This window comes from Chryseobacterium sp. 2987 (assembly GCF_031456375.1).
In the GTDB taxonomy this organism is placed as follows: Bacteria; Bacteroidota; Bacteroidia; order Flavobacteriales; family Weeksellaceae; genus Chryseobacterium; species Chryseobacterium vaccae.
In genome coordinates this window covers 496,379-511,161 of sequence record NZ_JAVDUN010000003.1, presented here as the reverse complement: position 1 = coordinate 511,161, position 14,783 = coordinate 496,379, and the positions used below count along the sequence as shown (strand labels likewise).

Genomic DNA, 14,783 nt, shown 5'->3' with positions numbered 1-14,783 from the left:
CACTTTAATTATTTTTATACTATTTAACTCTATTTTTTAATTCCCATCTCAAATAAAGCAAAAGAAATAAGATCCGCATTTTCACCAATTACCTGTTCAGTTGATCTACCTGCTCCATGGCCGGCATTTTTCTCAATTCTTAACAAAATAGGATTTTTACATCCCTGTTTTTCCTGAAGTTCAGCACCGAATTTGAAAGAGTGAGCCGGAACTACTCTATCATCATGATCACTGGTAATAATCATTGTTGATGGATAACAGGTTCCTTTTTTCACATTGTGCACCGGAGAATAAGATTTAAGATATTCAAACATTTCCTTATTGTCTTCTGCAGTTCCGTAATCATATGACCAGCCTGCTCCTGCTGTGAATTTATTGTATCTCAGCATATCCAGAACACCTACCCCTGGGAAAGCTACTTTTGCCAGATCTGGACGCATGGTCATGGTTGCCCCTACCAAAAGACCTCCATTTGATCTTCCGGAAAGTGCCATATATTCTTTTGAAGTATAGCCTTTGCTCTGAAGATATTCCCCTGCAGCAATAAAGTCTTCAAAAACATTTTTCTTCTGCATTTTTGTTCCTGCATCATGCCATTTTTTACCGTATTCACCACCACCACGGATGTTTGGAACGGCATAAATACCTCCGTTTTCCATCCAGATAGCATTCACTACGGAGAAGGCAGGTTGTAAACTAATGTTGAATCCACCATAAGAATAAAGAATGGTTGGGTTTTTACCATCAAGCTTGGTTCCTTTTTTATAGTTGATCATCATCGGAACTTTTGTTCCGTCCTTTGATGTATAGAAAACCTGTTCTGAAACGTAATTATCGGGATTAAACTTCACTTTAGGCTTTTGATATATTTCTGATTTTCCTGTATCAGCATTGAATTTATAGGTTGTTCCCGGTGTAATATAATTGCTGAAAGAGAAATAAAGTTCTTTTTCCGTTTCTTTACCTCCGAAACCTCCTACATTTCCTTTCCCCGGAAGGGTAATTTCTCTTACCAGTTTTCCGGTTTTGTCGAATTGTTTTACCTGATCAATAGCATCAATCATGTAGGTTGCAAAGAAATATCCTCCACCAGAAGAGATTCCTAATACATTTTCTGTCTGCGCAATGACATCTTTCCATGTTTCAGGCGCTGGATTTTTGATGCTTGTTTTTACCAATCTCATGTTTGGAGCATCTTTATCAGTGAAAATGAAAAGATCATCGCCTTGTGTATCTACAATATTGGCATTAATGTCAAATCCTTTTACGATCTGTACGAAATCACCGCCTTTTTTAAGGTCTTTAATATAAAGTTCGTTTCCGTTTGTTGCATTAGCCGCTGAAATAATCAGGTATCTCTGGTCTTCAGAAACTCCTGCTCCCAGGTATCTTCTTGGAGTTTTATCGCCACCGAATATCAACTTGTCCTCAGACTGTTTTGTTCCCAGTTTGTGAAAGAATACTTTATGTTTATCAGTCATTCCGGAAAGCACAGTTCCTTCTTTCGGCTTGTCATAGCTAGAATAATAGAAGCCTTCATCGCCCTGCCATGAAATTCCGCTGAATTTTACGTCTACCAGTGTTTCATCAATCTGTTTTTTGGAAACGGCATCAATGATGATGATCTTATTCCAGTCACTTCCGCCTTCAGAAATAGAATAGGCAGCAAGGTTTCCTTTTTTGTTGAATGACAGCTGTGAAAGTGATGTCGTTCCTTTATCAGAGAATTTATTAGGATCTAAAAATACTTCTGTTGTTTTGGTCTTATTATTTGTTCTATACAGGATAGACTGGGCCTGAAGGCCATCATTTTTATAATAATAGGTATAATCACCTTCTTTGAAAGGCGCTGAAATCTTTTCGTAGTTCCAGATGTCTCTCAACTGGTCTTTGATCTTATTTCTGAAAGGAATCTTTGAAAGATAGCTCTCACTATAGGCAACTTCTTCATCCACCCATTTTTTGGTAGCATCCGAATCATTTTCCAGGTCTCTGAACGGATCAGAAACGGCATTGCCAAAATAGGTATCTGTCTGGCTTCCTTTTAATGCTTTAGGATAATTCATTTTTTGAGAATAAAAAGATGCTGAAAACAGAACTCCAGCAGTTAATAAGATAGGTTTAAAATTCATGTCGAACGATTTTCTCAAAAATACGTAAAGTATATGAAATAAAAAAAGCCCCAAAAATCAGGACTTTTAATCAATATTTTTATCATGGTTAAGAACCGAAGCTCTCGAAATAAAAATCAGTAAGGGAAGTTACAATTTCATCAGGGCCTCCGTTCCAATAATAAATTTTCCCACCTTCTGTAAGCTGATATAAGCTGAACTGAAGTTCCGTTGTTACTTCTTTATCTGCATTTTTAAACTTCTGAACACTTTCTGCTAAATACTTCTTCAGTTCTTCCGCTTTAATTTTCTTTGGATCTCCGGACGGACCCTCAGGCATTTTAGAAGGGACTTTAAAGCTAACTGAATAAGTAATCTCAGCTATTTTCTGATCTTCCACGTACTCATTCTGAACAATTTTCACTTCTTTAACGGTAACTTTACCATTTTTGAAATTATCCATCATAGCTGTAAAATAATCTTCCGCTTCTTTTCTGCTGGAATCTCCTGATGATTTTGAAAACGCGGATAAAAAACCGTCTGTACTTGTTTTCAGTGTTTCAGCAGATACTGTTTTAAAATCTACCTGATAAGCATCCTGTCCTTCCACGGTTGGTTTCAGATATTCATTTAATTTACTGAGTACAGCAGGATCATTTTTAACGAAAGTCCCGAAATACATTTCAAAGACTTCTGCCGGTTTCTTTACCTCAGCCTGTGCCATCAGATTCTGCCCGATCATGGCCAGAACAAATAGCAAAACAATTTTTAAATTCTTCATATTCATTTAAGTGATTAAAGTTTTATGCAAAAAAAAGCTCCTGATGAACAAGAGCTTTCTATATTATTGTTTATAAATTTTCTTCCTCTCCTTTCATCTTCTCTGCATTTTCCGCCATGATCACAGCATCAATCATTTCAGAAATATCGCCGTTCATATAGGCATCCAGATTATACATAGACTTGTTGATTCTGTGATCCGTTACCCTTCCCTGCGGATAGTTATACGTTTTGATCTTTGCAGAACGGTCTCCTGTAGATACCATGGTTTTTCTCTGTGCCGCAATATCTCCCTGAACTTCCTGAAGTTTGATATCATATAGTTTTGCACGAAGCATTTCCATAGCCAATTCACGGTTAGCCAGCTGGGAACGTGCCTGCTGACAAACTACTACAAGCCCTGAAGGTTTGTGCGTCAGCTGTACTTTGGTTTCAACCTTGTTTACGTTCTGTCCTCCTGCACCTCCTGAACGGGAAGTCTGCATTTCAATATCTGCAGGGTTAATTTCTACATCCACTTCTTCTGCTTCCGGAAGTACTGCAATGGTAATCGCCGAGGTATGTACTCTTCCCTGAGATTCTGTTTCAGGAACACGCTGTACACGGTGAACCCCTGATTCAAACTTCATGATTCCGTACACGCCCTCTCCTTCTACTTTCATGATCAGTTCTTTGTAGCCTTTTGCAGCTTCATTGGAATCTGTTACTTCATGTTTCCATCCTTTTGCTTTAAAGTACATGGTGTACATTCTGTAGATATCTTCTACGAAGATAGCCGCTTCATCACCACCGGTTCCGGCACGCAATTCTACGATCACGTTTTTGTCATCAGCAGGATCTTTCGGGATCAACAGAACTTTTAATTCTTCTTCCAGTCCCGGAATTTTTGCCTGTGCTTCCAGCTTTTCTTCTTTAGCAAGGTCTACAAGATCTCTGTCTGATCCGTCAGCAATAATCTCTTCAGATTCCTCTATTGCATCCAAAGCACCTTTATACTGGTCGTATACTTTTACAATTTTTCCTAAATCACTGTATTCTTTGTTCAAAGAAGAATATTTTTTCTGGTCAGAAATAATATCAGGCTGTATAATAAGGTCCGCAACCTCATTATATCTTTGTTTTATAGCTTCTAATTTTGGAATTAATGATTTAGACATTGTAGGATTTTTGAGAGTGCAAAGATAAGAATTATTAATTCAAATTAAAAACCCTTTAGTTTTCTGATTTAGAAAGTCTTCGGTCCAGCAAATACAAAACAATCCCAAACGCTATAATTCCCAACCCTATGAGGCTTTCTCTGGGATTATGAACCAATGTAAAATAAAGGATATAGAGGCTGAACAGGAGAAAAACTGTTGGAAAAATGTAAAAAAGATTAGATTTGAAAATTTTCCGCTGTTCTTTTTTAAGGAAAAAAACAGTAGAGATGGACAGGCTTGCAAATAACTGAAGAATAAAAGCGGTATAAACAAATATTTCTTTGAAACTGCCTGTGAGAATAATCACAGCTGCAATCCCTGCATGAGTAAAAATTGCCCGTACCGGAATTCCTTTTTTATTGCTGACGGCAAGTAACTTCCATAAATAATTTTCTTTAGCAAAAGCCTGTGTCAGTCTGGAACCTACCCACAAATAACCGCTGATTGTAGCAATCAGCTGAAGGGCAATAAAAATATTGACCATTTTCCCAAAGCGGTCTCCAAGCATATTTCGGGCGGCTTCCCCCATCACATCTTCCTTTCCTGCCAATTGGCTTATTGGGGCATGTTTCAGCATAATAAAGTTAACAAGAAGGTAGCTTACCGTTACAAACAGGGTTCCCAGGATCAGAGACTTAGGAAGATTCCTGTGAACATCTTTTATTTCTCCTGCGATATACGAGGCAGAATTCCATCCGGTGTAGGCATAAGTAACAAAAACCAAAGATGTTGCAAAGGCAGGAAGCATGATTTCATTCTGCCAGCTGTCATCAAAATTCAAACTATTTCCGGCTGGGGAATCTAAAAGAAAAACGCCCAAACTTATCAGAATAATTATAAAAGCAATCTTGATGAAGGTGAAAAAATTATGAAACCGGCTTGAGGTTTTCAAGCTGAATGACAGACTCAACCCTATCAGAAATATGACTATGATCGCAAAATTATTTCCGAAGGCCTCATTAAATACCGAAAGATATTTTGACATGGCAAGTGCAGCCAGAGCAACAGGCGAAGAGAATCCGATAATTAAAGAAATCCAGCTGACCAGATATCCGAATACCGGATGATATGTTTCCTTGAGATAAATATAATCTCCTCCGTTTCCCTTGAAATAAGATCCCAACTCAGCATAGCAGAACGCTCCGAACAATGCCAGCATTCCTCCGATAATCCACAGCAGGAAAATGCTGTATGTATTGGTAATATCGGATAACTGAAACCCTAAAGTAGTAAATATCCCCGTTCCGATCATATTGGAAACGACAATGGCAGCCGCTGTTTTCCAGCCTATCTTGTGTGAGTCCGTATTCATTCCGTTAAAAATATATCTTCAAAAAATTCTCTTTTGGACCAAAGCTTTCTGGTATGTTTCATTATGTGAGTTCTGGCAGATAAATTTAAAAAAAGCAAATCTGCTGATCTGCAAATTTGCTTTTTTATTTTACTTTATAATCATTTTCTGAATAGCTGTTCCCGTTTCCGACTTCAGGTGAACCAGATAGGTTCCGACCGGATAGCCCGTTTTCAATTCATAAGTTCCGTTTTCATTATTCAATTTAAAGGAGTCCATTTTTTTACCGCTCATATCGTAGATGATGATTTCTCCGTTTTTCACTTTATGATAAATGAATTTTGCCATACCGTTTTTCACCGGGTTATCTGCAATTTGAAGAGATAGTTTATGGGCTGCATTCTCATCAACCACAGAAAGAGATCCGGAATAATTTCCGAAAATCCTGAATTCTCCCGGCTGCAGCGTAATCGGGGCTGTTGTGGAAGCAATATTGGAAATTGTATTATCCATTAGGTTCTGCCACTGCCCTGTGTAAGGGAAATAAGGCACTACATTTTGAGCTGACGTAGCAAAATTGGCCAGAACTACTACATTTTTCATTCCGCTAATGGAGTTATCATAAACATAAATTCTTGTAATCAGTCCATTAGGATCATTCGTAAGATTATTTGACTCTATAGTGTATGTCTTTGATTTGAAAACCTGATGAGTATTTCTGATACCGATTATTTTAGCCCAGGTATCATACACCGATTTTCTGTTGGTATTGGTATCATATCCTAACGTAAAGGCAATCGGTTTTTCATCTGTTCTGCAACCGCTGTTGATGCTTCCGTCTGTACATCTGTTGATGCTGAACTCATATCCAAGTTCACCAAACTGCCAGATCATTTTCGGGCCGGGAATGGTAAAGAATGTGGCACCGAACGTTTTCATCCTGTCAAGGGCTGTGTTCAGGTTTTTAACATCATAAGTTCCTTCAACAGCACCATACGCCAGATTTTTAAACATCAGACGTTCTTCATCATGGCTTTCTCCGTATCCTACAGCATGCATATCTGTAAACCCATGAAGCGTATGATTCATTCTGTCATAATTGCTGTTTTCTTTATAGCCCATTGTATTCTGATTGTAAGCATCAGTCTGTTTATTCCAAAGTAATACTCCTTTCCCTTCAGAGGTTCTGTAGTTCGCCCATTGCTGTTCTTCGGCATCCGTGCCCAGGTGTTCAAAGATCATATAAGAATTCGGATCTGCAGCCCACTGTCTGTCTGCATAGTATTTCATAATGTCTACCCGGTCCTGCTGATAGGAATTGGTACAGTTTTCATCATTTTCAGAGCAGCTTTGGGTAAAACCTTTCGTTAAATCCCAACGGAAACCGTCAATTTTATATTCTGACAACCATTGCTGCAGACATCTTTCAACATAATACTTCGTTGACGAACTTGTATGGTTGAAATCATTAAATACATTGTAAGAATGTTTAGGAACCTGATTGAAATAAGGATTATTGGCTGCAATATCGCCGTAACCGTCTCCATCAGGATCAATATTCCAAAGTCTGGCTAAAGGAGAACGTCCTGTTGCGTGATTAAAAGCAATATCTAAAATCACTGCAATTCCGTTCTGATGGCACAGATCAACAAACTCTTTGAACTTTTCAGGAGTTCCATATGCTTTGTCTAATGCATAATGAAAGGAGGTGTTGTAACCCCATGAAAGATTTCCTTCAAACTCCATAATAGGAAGTAATTCAATGGCATTGATATTCAATCCTTTTAAATATGAAATCTTACTGATCAGCGACTGCCAGTTTTTTTCCTGGGTAAAATCTCTGAGTAACAATTCATACACCACCAGGTTTTCCTTGGCTGGCCTCTGGAAGTTGGTTACCTGCCAGTTATAAGGCGCCTGTCCTGTTTTAAAGATAGAAACTTCAAAATCCTGTCCTGCAGGAAACTGAGGAAGCCCCGGATAAGTGGCACTGGAGATCCACTGGTCATCATAGGAAGACAAGATCTGCGGAGAAAAAGGATCTGCCACTTTTTTCAGATCATTGGTTCTATATTGGAAGGTATACAGCTGTTGAGGCGTCAGGCCGGTAATTTCAATCCAATAAAGATCTGGATTTGTGGTATCCCGTTTCATTAAATAAGAATCATTCACCGCCCAGTTATTAAAGCTTCCGATTACGTGTACGAAGTTCTTATAAGGCGCATAAAGAGCAAGACCTATTTTAGTCTGATCCGTCGGATGATAATTAATTCCCTGTCTGATCCAGCCTGGAATGGCCTCCGAAACCACATTTCTCGGAACCTGAAGTGTAAAATTTACTTTTTTTGAATTTGAGGAAGCATCTGATGCTGTCAGTTCCATTTGGACATCCTGAGTTACAGTATAGGTGTAAGTGTAAGACTGCGAAGGGGCTGTAACCGAATTCACTACTGCTCCGTTGGCTTTTAACTGAAATGTTGCATTGACATTGGTTGTCGCAGTAATATTGATGGTATTTCCCGCCGGAACCGAAGTAAGACTGTTGGGTGCAGGATTTGTCAGGTTGATATTTAAAACCCCGACATTAACGAAAATATCCGGTGACGTCTGATGGGATCCTGTTTTATCTTTTAATAAAAATCCAAATCTTCCGATTCCCGTTCTTCCATAAAAAGCAGTAGGGGTAAAAGTTAAAGAATAAGAATCTGATGCGGCATTGTAATTCAGTTTATTTGATTCGTTGGAGCTATTCCAGCTGCCATTGGTAGGGCAATCCTGGCTGTTCTGATAGTTTGTATCAAAAGACCATGTCCATATATATATTTCGTGGTTGGAAACTCCCCAGCCAGACTCATCGATCTGATCCCCGGGAACCGTTAACGTAACGGCATCCGTCTCATTAAACGGGTTTGGAGTGATTGTATAGTTAATCTGTCCAAAGACTACTCCCACAATAAACAGAAAAACAATGGAATATAACTTTTTCATATCTTATTTTTTATCGAATATAGGATAATTTTTTTTTCGTTATACCATTTTCTATGGAAGCAATTTTAAAATATTTCAGTTTCCAGGGAAAAGAATCAGCCAGAAAAAGGCCCATGAAAATATTCATAAGCCTTTCCAATAAAAGTAATTGTAATGAACTATTTTTTTATTTATTTCTAAATATAAACTGAATTTTAAATGGAGGTCGACAAAAGCTTTTATTGATCAATCAAACGATATGGATATTAATTTTTAATCACTTTTTTAGAAAGACGTTGTCCATTCTTCAATTTCAATTCTACCATATAATTTCCATTGGGAAGCCCACTCATGTTGATCTGATTGTCTGAAAACTGTATATTTATTTTCTGGCCTGCCATATTGAACAGATTTACACTGTCAATCAGGGAATCTGCTTTAATATAAAGGATATTCTTTGTAGGATTGGGATAAATTCCGATGGTATTTGTTCTGATCGTTTCAGATATTCCCAAAACGGGGCCTGATTTGATACATCTTACTGCTGCCCCCTGTCCCCTTGGGGCCCCTGCCGAAGGATTGGCATTTATTGTTCCTACATAGAGATATTTTGCTCCGAGGGTGGAAGTATCTGAACTCCAGAAATAGCCACGCTGTCCTACAAATGTAAAACCTCCGTTTCCTGAACTTCTGTAGCCCGATGCCGGTAGTTTCAGATGGCTACTATAGGCTGTTGCCGGGTTATTGATATTTTCTGCCCCAACAATCATTTCCCACTCTGTCTGTGTAGGCATCTGCCATCCGGATCCTACGGCTTTGCAAGGATCTATTCCTCTGCCCGGTGTTACATTTCCCAGATCAGAAGCTGTCCATTGGTCTCCCCCCTGAAATTCGGCCCACCATGCAGGATCTCCGGCTACATAAGAGCTATTCCCGGCCAGTCCTGATGGAAAATTTTCATCCGGAGCAGCTGTAATTACTGAATTTCTCAGCTGATGCCCGTCATCCCATCTTCCCCATTGGAAAAGATCGCCGTATGAAGCTGCATCCGCTTTATCTGTTGCCACCTGAGAACTTCCAAGGTTTTGCTGTAACCATATTTTCCCATCACCTCCTCTTACGGTGGTATAGGTAACAGACTGCCCCAGATACGTGAAAGTCACACAGCCTGTATCTCCCGGAGTATTTCCAGGATCTGTATTATTGCAGTTCTTTGATGTAAGTGATGTTTGCTGTCCATACACAAAGCTTCCGGCAGCTATTAAAGCCACTAAGCCCAGCCCTATTTTATGCATTACCAAATGTAAATGTTGAATCATCTTCATTATTATTTTTAATTATTCTAAATTTAATTTAATTTTGCGCAAAAGTAATTTACCTGATTAATCCGGAGTTATCATTTCCGAACTTTTTGTTATCGTGTAAAGCTTTTATTATTGAAAATGTACCCTACCCGTAATATGAGAGAAGAGTCTGGCAACGGATTAGTTTTCAGTTCAGGAGATATAAAAATCATCATGCATGAAGATCTCCGCTCTGAAGCGTTCCTAAGATCTGATATGACTGAAAGCAGAAGAAGCTTTAGTCTTGTTTTTATGCTCAGCCCTGCTATTCATCTTGAAACCTCAGACTGTGCTGCAAAGTTTATATTCAGAAAAAACCAATACATCCTTCATTATTCATCTCATGAAAATACAGCTGAACTCTGGACAGCGCATCAGGAAGGATTAAAATTCGTTCAGATCCAGATCAATTATCAATATATATTCAACCTGATAGAACCGGACTCCAGCAAAGAAAATGCGTCTATCCTGGAAAATATGATCCGTAATCATTATATTTTTCTTCATAAGGAAACGCCTCCGGAAATGACGGTAGAAATGCACATGATTCTGAAAGAAATTATCTCTTATTCTAAAAAAGGAGTAATGCAGAAGTTATTTGTTGAAGCCAAAGTCATTAAGCTCCTGATGCTTGTATTTGAACAATTCAATGAAAAAGATGCGGTTCACATCAATTCTCCTGTTTCTTCCAGGGTTAGGAAATTCATCGATGAAAATTATCATCAAAACATCCGTGCTGAAGAGCTGGGAAAGTTGATGGGAATCAGCCAGAACAGAATACGGAAGGCGTTTAAAGCACAGTATCATATAACAGCTGCCCATTATATCCTGGAACTCAGAATGCTAAAAGCAAGGAAAATGATTATTGATGAAAACATCATGATCAAAGAAATCGCGATTGAGTGCGGATATGAATATGTACAGAATTTCACCCGTGCCTTCAAAAAGAAATTTGGGGTTTCTCCTGAAAATATGAGAAACGGGAGATGAAAAAGAAAAATATGATGATTATCGTTTTTGGGTTAATGCAGAATTTTCATTCTTATACGCTAATTTTAGAAGCCAATTTCAATTTTTAGCGGATGATTCCAGTCTTGAATTTTGTATACTTTTTTTTCAAGAAAAAGTATAATGAGAAAAAATAATTCTCAGCTTTCTGCTAACTCTGTTTTTTTTGTCCATCCTAAAGTTTTGCATCTAGTCTGTATTACCTTAATAAATTTACGCTCTTTCCAATAAAAAAACCGCTTAATTTCTTAAGCGGTTTATATATGTTGTTTTGCTTTGATATTACTTTTTCAGAATTCAGGTGAAAAAGCAATGACAATCAATTAATGATGATGTCCGTGATCGTGGATGAAAGGTCCGTTCCCTTTAGGCTGGCTGAAGATTACTTCTACACCTTCCTGCTCATTAAGTTCTTTTCTTCTGATATCTTCAGGATCAAAAGGTTTTACTTTTCCGAAATATTCTTTCAGACCTTCAGTTAACCACATTGGGATAACCAATCCGAAGAACATGAAGATACACCAGAATCCTACTAAGAACATAATTATAAAGAATACAGTCCAAAGGAACTGGTAGAACGGCCAAAATGCTGATAAAATCGTTATCATTTCTCTTAAAGATTTTAGGCAAAAATAGGACTTTTTATTTTTTTACACAAAAGATACAAGCCCTATTTTATAATTTATTTTGATTTTAAACTAATTAGTGAGCAAGATCTGCAAAGAAATCATTGCCTTTATCATCTGTAATGATGAATGCAGGGAAGTCTTTTACCTCGATCTTTCTTACTGCTTCCATTCCTAATTCCGGGAAATCTACCACATCTACGGATACAATATTGTCTTTGGCAAGAATTGCAGCCGGGCCTCCGATAGATCCCAGATAGAAACCGCCGTATTTACCACACGCGTTGGTTACATCTTTACTTCTGTTTCCTTTGGCCAGCATGATCATACTTCCTCCGTGGCTTTGGAATTCATCCACATAAACATCCATTCTTCCGGCGGTAGTAGGTCCGAAACTTCCAGAAGCCATTCCCTCCGGAGTTTTAGCCGGTCCGGCATAATAGATCGGATGGTTTTTGAAGTATTCAGGCATTGGTTTTCCGCTGTCGATGATTTCTTTGATTTTTGCGTGGGCAATATCTCTGGCAACGATCAGGGTTCCGTTTAATTTTAATCTTGTTTTGATCGGATATTTTGAAAGCTCGGCCAGAATTTCAGGCATCGGCTTATTCAGGTTTATTTCAACCGCTTCTTCTAAATGCGGCGGAGTGTCAGGCAGGAATCTTTTCGGCTCTGTTTCTAACTGCTCCAGGAAGATCCCGTCTTTGGTGATCTTTCCTTTGATATTACGGTCTGCAGAACAGGAAACTCCCATTCCAACAGGACATGAAGCTGCGTGGCGCGGAAGTCTGATTACTCTTACGTCATGGGTAAGATATTTTCCTCCAAACTGAGCTCCGATAGCACTTTCCTGGCAGATTTTCTGAACTTTTGCTTCCCATTCCAAGTCTCTGAACGCTTGTCCTGCTTCATTTCCTTCAGTAGGAAGATTATCATAGTATTTGGCTGATGCTTTTTTTACGGCCGCAAGGTTCGCTTCTGCTGAAGTTCCTCCGATAACCAGCGCAAGATGATAGGGCGGGCATGCCGCTGTTCCAAGATCTGAAATTCTTTCTTTAACGAATTCTTCAAGAGATTTTTCGTTCAGAAGGGATTTTGTCTTTTGGTATAAGAAGGTTTTGTTGGCTGAACCTCCTCCTTTCGTTAAAAATAAGAATTCGTAATAGTTTCCTTTCTTAGCATAGATGTCGATCTGTGCCGGAAGGTTTGAGCCTGAGTTTTTCTCGTCAAACATTGTTAAAGGAACGACCTGGGAATATCTCAGGTTTCTTTTCTGATAGGTATTAAAGATCCCTTTGCTTAAATATTCACCGTCTTCAACTCCGGTGTAAACATCTTCTCCTTTTTTCCCCATCACAATGGCTGTTCCGGTATCCTGACATGAAGGAAGAGCACCTTCAACGGCTACTGCTGCATTCTGTAACAGGTTGTAGGCAACGAATCTGTCATTATCTGTAGCTTCAGGATCGTCAATGATTCTTCTAAGACTTTCAAGGTGTGAAGAACGAAGCATGAACGATACATCTGCCATTGCTTCTTCTGCAAGAAGTTCTAGTCCTTTCGGATCAATGGTTAAGATTTCTCTGTTTCCTAACTGTTCCACTTTCACATAATCTGATGTAAGTTTCTTGTACACCGTATCATCTTTCTGAATCGGATACGGATCCTGATATCTAAATTCCATATTTACTTTTTTCGAAAAATTTAAGTCGTGTAAAATTACGCAATGATATTTTCCTTGTCTTCAAACCATGAGTAAAATCAGTCATTTAAATCGATATTTATAATGATTATAAATTGTGAGGTTCTGAGTTAATAAGTAACTTTATAGGAATTAAATAATCAGACCGCAAAACTCTTTTAAATGTGGCAGAAAACCAAACAGATTATAAAATTTCAATCACAATGAATTACAGAATAGAAAAAGACACTATGGGCGAGGTTCAGGTACCTGCTGACAAATTCTGGGGTGCACAGACTGAGCGTTCAAGAAACAATTTCAAAATCGGACCGGAAGGTTCGATGCCTCACGAAATCATTGATGCTTTTGCTTATCTGAAAAAGGCTGCAGCTTATACCAATGCGGAATTAGGTGTACTTTCAACAGAGAAAAGAGATATGATTGCTAAAGTATGTGATGAGATTCTGGAAGGGAAGCTTAACGATCAGTTTCCTCTGGTGATCTGGCAGACGGGCTCCGGAACACAGTCGAACATGAATGTCAATGAAGTCATTTCAAACCGTGCTCATGTGAACAACGGCGGAACTTTGGGAGATCAATCGGAAGTTCATCCGAATGATGATGTGAATAAATCACAGTCTTCTAACGACACGTATCCAACAGCCATGCACATTGCGGCTTATAAAAAAGTAGTGGAGACAACCATTCCTGCGGTTGAAAAACTTAAAAATACCATTTCTGCCAAAGCGGAAGCTTACAAAGATATTGTAAAGATCGGAAGAACCCACCTGATGGATGCCACTCCGCTTACTTTAGGACAAGAGTTTTCAGGATATGCTGCCCAACTGGAATTTGGTTTAAGGGCTTTAAAAAATACGTTACCTCATCTTTCGGAACTTGCATTAGGCGGAACTGCTGTTGGTACGGGTCTGAACACCCCTAAAGGTTATGATGTAAAAGTAGCCGAATATATCGCCCGATTCACGAATCATCCTTTTGTAACCGCTGAAAATAAATTTGAGGCACTGGCAGCCCATGATGCGATTGTAGAGTCTCACGGTGCATTGAAGCAGCTTGCCGTTTCTCTATTCAAAATTGCTCAGGATATCAGGCTTCTTGCTTCAGGTCCGCGTTCAGGAATTGGGGAAATTCTCATTCCGGAAAATGAACCTGGTTCATCTATTATGCCAGGAAAGGTAAATCCTACCCAGAATGAAGCGATGACGATGGTTTGCGCCCAGGTTTTAGGAAATGATACAACGATTTCTTTTGCAGGAACCCAGGGGAATTATGAACTGAATGTTTTTAAACCGGTAATGGCTTATAATTTCCTTCAGTCTGCACAGCTGATTGCCGATGCCTGCATCTCATTCAACGATCACTGTGCTGTTGGCATTGAGCCCAACCGTGAAAGAATTAAAGAGCTTGTAGACAAATCCTTAATGCTGGTAACCGCGCTGAATACACATATAGGGTATGAAAATGCAGCAAAAATTGCTAAAACAGCCCATAAAAACGGTACTACCCTGAAGGAAGAAGCCATCAACCTCGGACTTTTAACGGCTGAACAGTTTGATGAATGGGTAAAGCCTGAAGATATGGTTGGCAGCCTGAAATAATACATTAACTAACAACTCTATACCATAGAAAAACCTCAGAATTTCTGAGGTTTTTCTATTAAAATACTTGTTGAATGAAAAGCCGGAAGTTGGAAGTTATTATTTAACCGATAATTCTATATCAAAATAATTTTTAATGGCTCTACAATTCAATAAAG

10 protein-coding genes are annotated in these 14,783 nt (G+C 38.7%); 2 read left to right on the top strand and 8 right to left on the bottom strand.

Annotated features, from left to right (window positions below):
* Positions 1-29: 29 nt before the first annotated feature.
* The 6 genes from J2Y40_RS11955 to J2Y40_RS11930 all read right to left on the bottom strand — a co-directional run bounded on the left by J2Y40_RS11955 (position 30) and on the right by J2Y40_RS11930 (position 9,667).
* The gene (locus tag J2Y40_RS11955) at positions 30-2,132 is read right to left on the bottom strand and encodes a prolyl oligopeptidase family serine peptidase (RefSeq protein WP_409017697.1); all 2,103 of its coding nucleotides are present in this window, start codon (positions 2,130-2,132) and stop codon (positions 30-32) included.
* A gap of 88 nt (positions 2,133-2,220) precedes the next feature.
* Positions 2,221-2,892 (bottom strand): hypothetical protein, encoded by a 672-nt coding sequence (locus tag J2Y40_RS11950; RefSeq protein WP_309999135.1) that lies wholly within the window; start codon positions 2,890-2,892, stop codon positions 2,221-2,223.
* Positions 2,893-2,962: 70 nt separating this feature from the next.
* The gene (gene prfA, locus J2Y40_RS11945; protein ID WP_153396448.1) at positions 2,963-4,048 is read right to left on the bottom strand and encodes a peptide chain release factor 1; all 1,086 of its coding nucleotides are present in this window, start codon (positions 4,046-4,048) and stop codon (positions 2,963-2,965) included.
* Between the two features lie 55 nt (positions 4,049-4,103).
* Complete coding sequence (locus J2Y40_RS11940; protein WP_309999132.1) at positions 4,104-5,402, bottom strand: amino acid permease; 1,299 nt, start codon at positions 5,400-5,402, stop codon at positions 4,104-4,106.
* Between the two features lie 129 nt (positions 5,403-5,531).
* Complete coding sequence (locus J2Y40_RS11935; protein WP_309999130.1) at positions 5,532-8,369, bottom strand: alpha-amylase family glycosyl hydrolase; 2,838 nt, start codon at positions 8,367-8,369, stop codon at positions 5,532-5,534.
* Positions 8,370-8,614: 245 nt separating this feature from the next.
* Positions 8,615-9,667, bottom strand: coding sequence for a T9SS type A sorting domain-containing protein (locus tag J2Y40_RS11930; RefSeq protein ID WP_309999129.1), 1,053 nt, complete (start codon positions 9,665-9,667; stop codon positions 8,615-8,617).
* A 123-nt stretch (positions 9,668-9,790) separates the two neighbouring features.
* Between J2Y40_RS11930 and J2Y40_RS11925 the strand changes: the two genes are divergently transcribed.
* Positions 9,791-10,681 (top strand): AraC family transcriptional regulator, encoded by an 891-nt coding sequence (locus tag J2Y40_RS11925; protein ID WP_309999318.1) that lies wholly within the window; start codon positions 9,791-9,793, stop codon positions 10,679-10,681.
* Between the two features lie 341 nt (positions 10,682-11,022).
* On the opposite strand, the gene J2Y40_RS11920 is transcribed toward J2Y40_RS11925, so the two are convergent.
* Together J2Y40_RS11920 and J2Y40_RS11915 are read right to left on the bottom strand one after the other, a co-directional pair.
* Positions 11,023-11,307, bottom strand: a complete 285-nt coding sequence (locus J2Y40_RS11920; RefSeq protein WP_185113860.1) for a hypothetical protein — start codon at positions 11,305-11,307, stop codon at positions 11,023-11,025.
* A gap of 94 nt (positions 11,308-11,401) precedes the next feature.
* Positions 11,402-13,009, bottom strand: a complete 1,608-nt coding sequence (locus J2Y40_RS11915; protein WP_153396458.1) for a fumarate hydratase — start codon at positions 13,007-13,009, stop codon at positions 11,402-11,404.
* A gap of 221 nt (positions 13,010-13,230) precedes the next feature.
* On the opposite strand from J2Y40_RS11915, the gene fumC reads away from it, so the two are divergent.
* Positions 13,231-14,625 (top strand): class II fumarate hydratase, encoded by a 1,395-nt coding sequence (fumC, locus tag J2Y40_RS11910; protein ID WP_153396460.1) that lies wholly within the window; start codon positions 13,231-13,233, stop codon positions 14,623-14,625.
* Positions 14,626-14,783 lie beyond the last annotated feature (158 nt).

What these genes read in the sequence shown, in the direction of transcription:
- J2Y40_RS11940 (WP_309999132.1), bottom strand. Translation starts at nt 5,402, where the DNA reads ATGAATACGGACTCACACAAGATAGGCTGGAAAACAGCGGCTGCCATT.
- fumC (WP_153396460.1), top strand. Translation starts at nt 13,231, where the DNA reads ATGAATTACAGAATAGAAAAAGACACTATGGGCGAGGTTCAGGTACCT.
- J2Y40_RS11930 (WP_309999129.1), bottom strand. Translation starts at nt 9,667, where the DNA reads ATGATTCAACATTTACATTTGGTAATGCATAAAATAGGGCTGGGCTTA.
- J2Y40_RS11955 (WP_409017697.1), bottom strand. Translation starts at nt 2,132, where the DNA reads ATGAATTTTAAACCTATCTTATTAACTGCTGGAGTTCTGTTTTCAGCA.
- J2Y40_RS11925 (WP_309999318.1), top strand. Translation starts at nt 9,791, where the DNA reads ATGTACCCTACCCGTAATATGAGAGAAGAGTCTGGCAACGGATTAGTT.
- J2Y40_RS11950 (WP_309999135.1), bottom strand. Translation starts at nt 2,892, where the DNA reads ATGAAGAATTTAAAAATTGTTTTGCTATTTGTTCTGGCCATGATCGGG.
- prfA (WP_153396448.1), bottom strand. Translation starts at nt 4,048, where the DNA reads ATGTCTAAATCATTAATTCCAAAATTAGAAGCTATAAAACAAAGATAT.
- J2Y40_RS11920 (WP_185113860.1), bottom strand. Translation starts at nt 11,307, where the DNA reads ATGATAACGATTTTATCAGCATTTTGGCCGTTCTACCAGTTCCTTTGG.
- J2Y40_RS11935 (WP_309999130.1), bottom strand. Translation starts at nt 8,369, where the DNA reads ATGAAAAAGTTATATTCCATTGTTTTTCTGTTTATTGTGGGAGTAGTC.
- J2Y40_RS11915 (WP_153396458.1), bottom strand. Translation starts at nt 13,009, where the DNA reads ATGGAATTTAGATATCAGGATCCGTATCCGATTCAGAAAGATGATACG.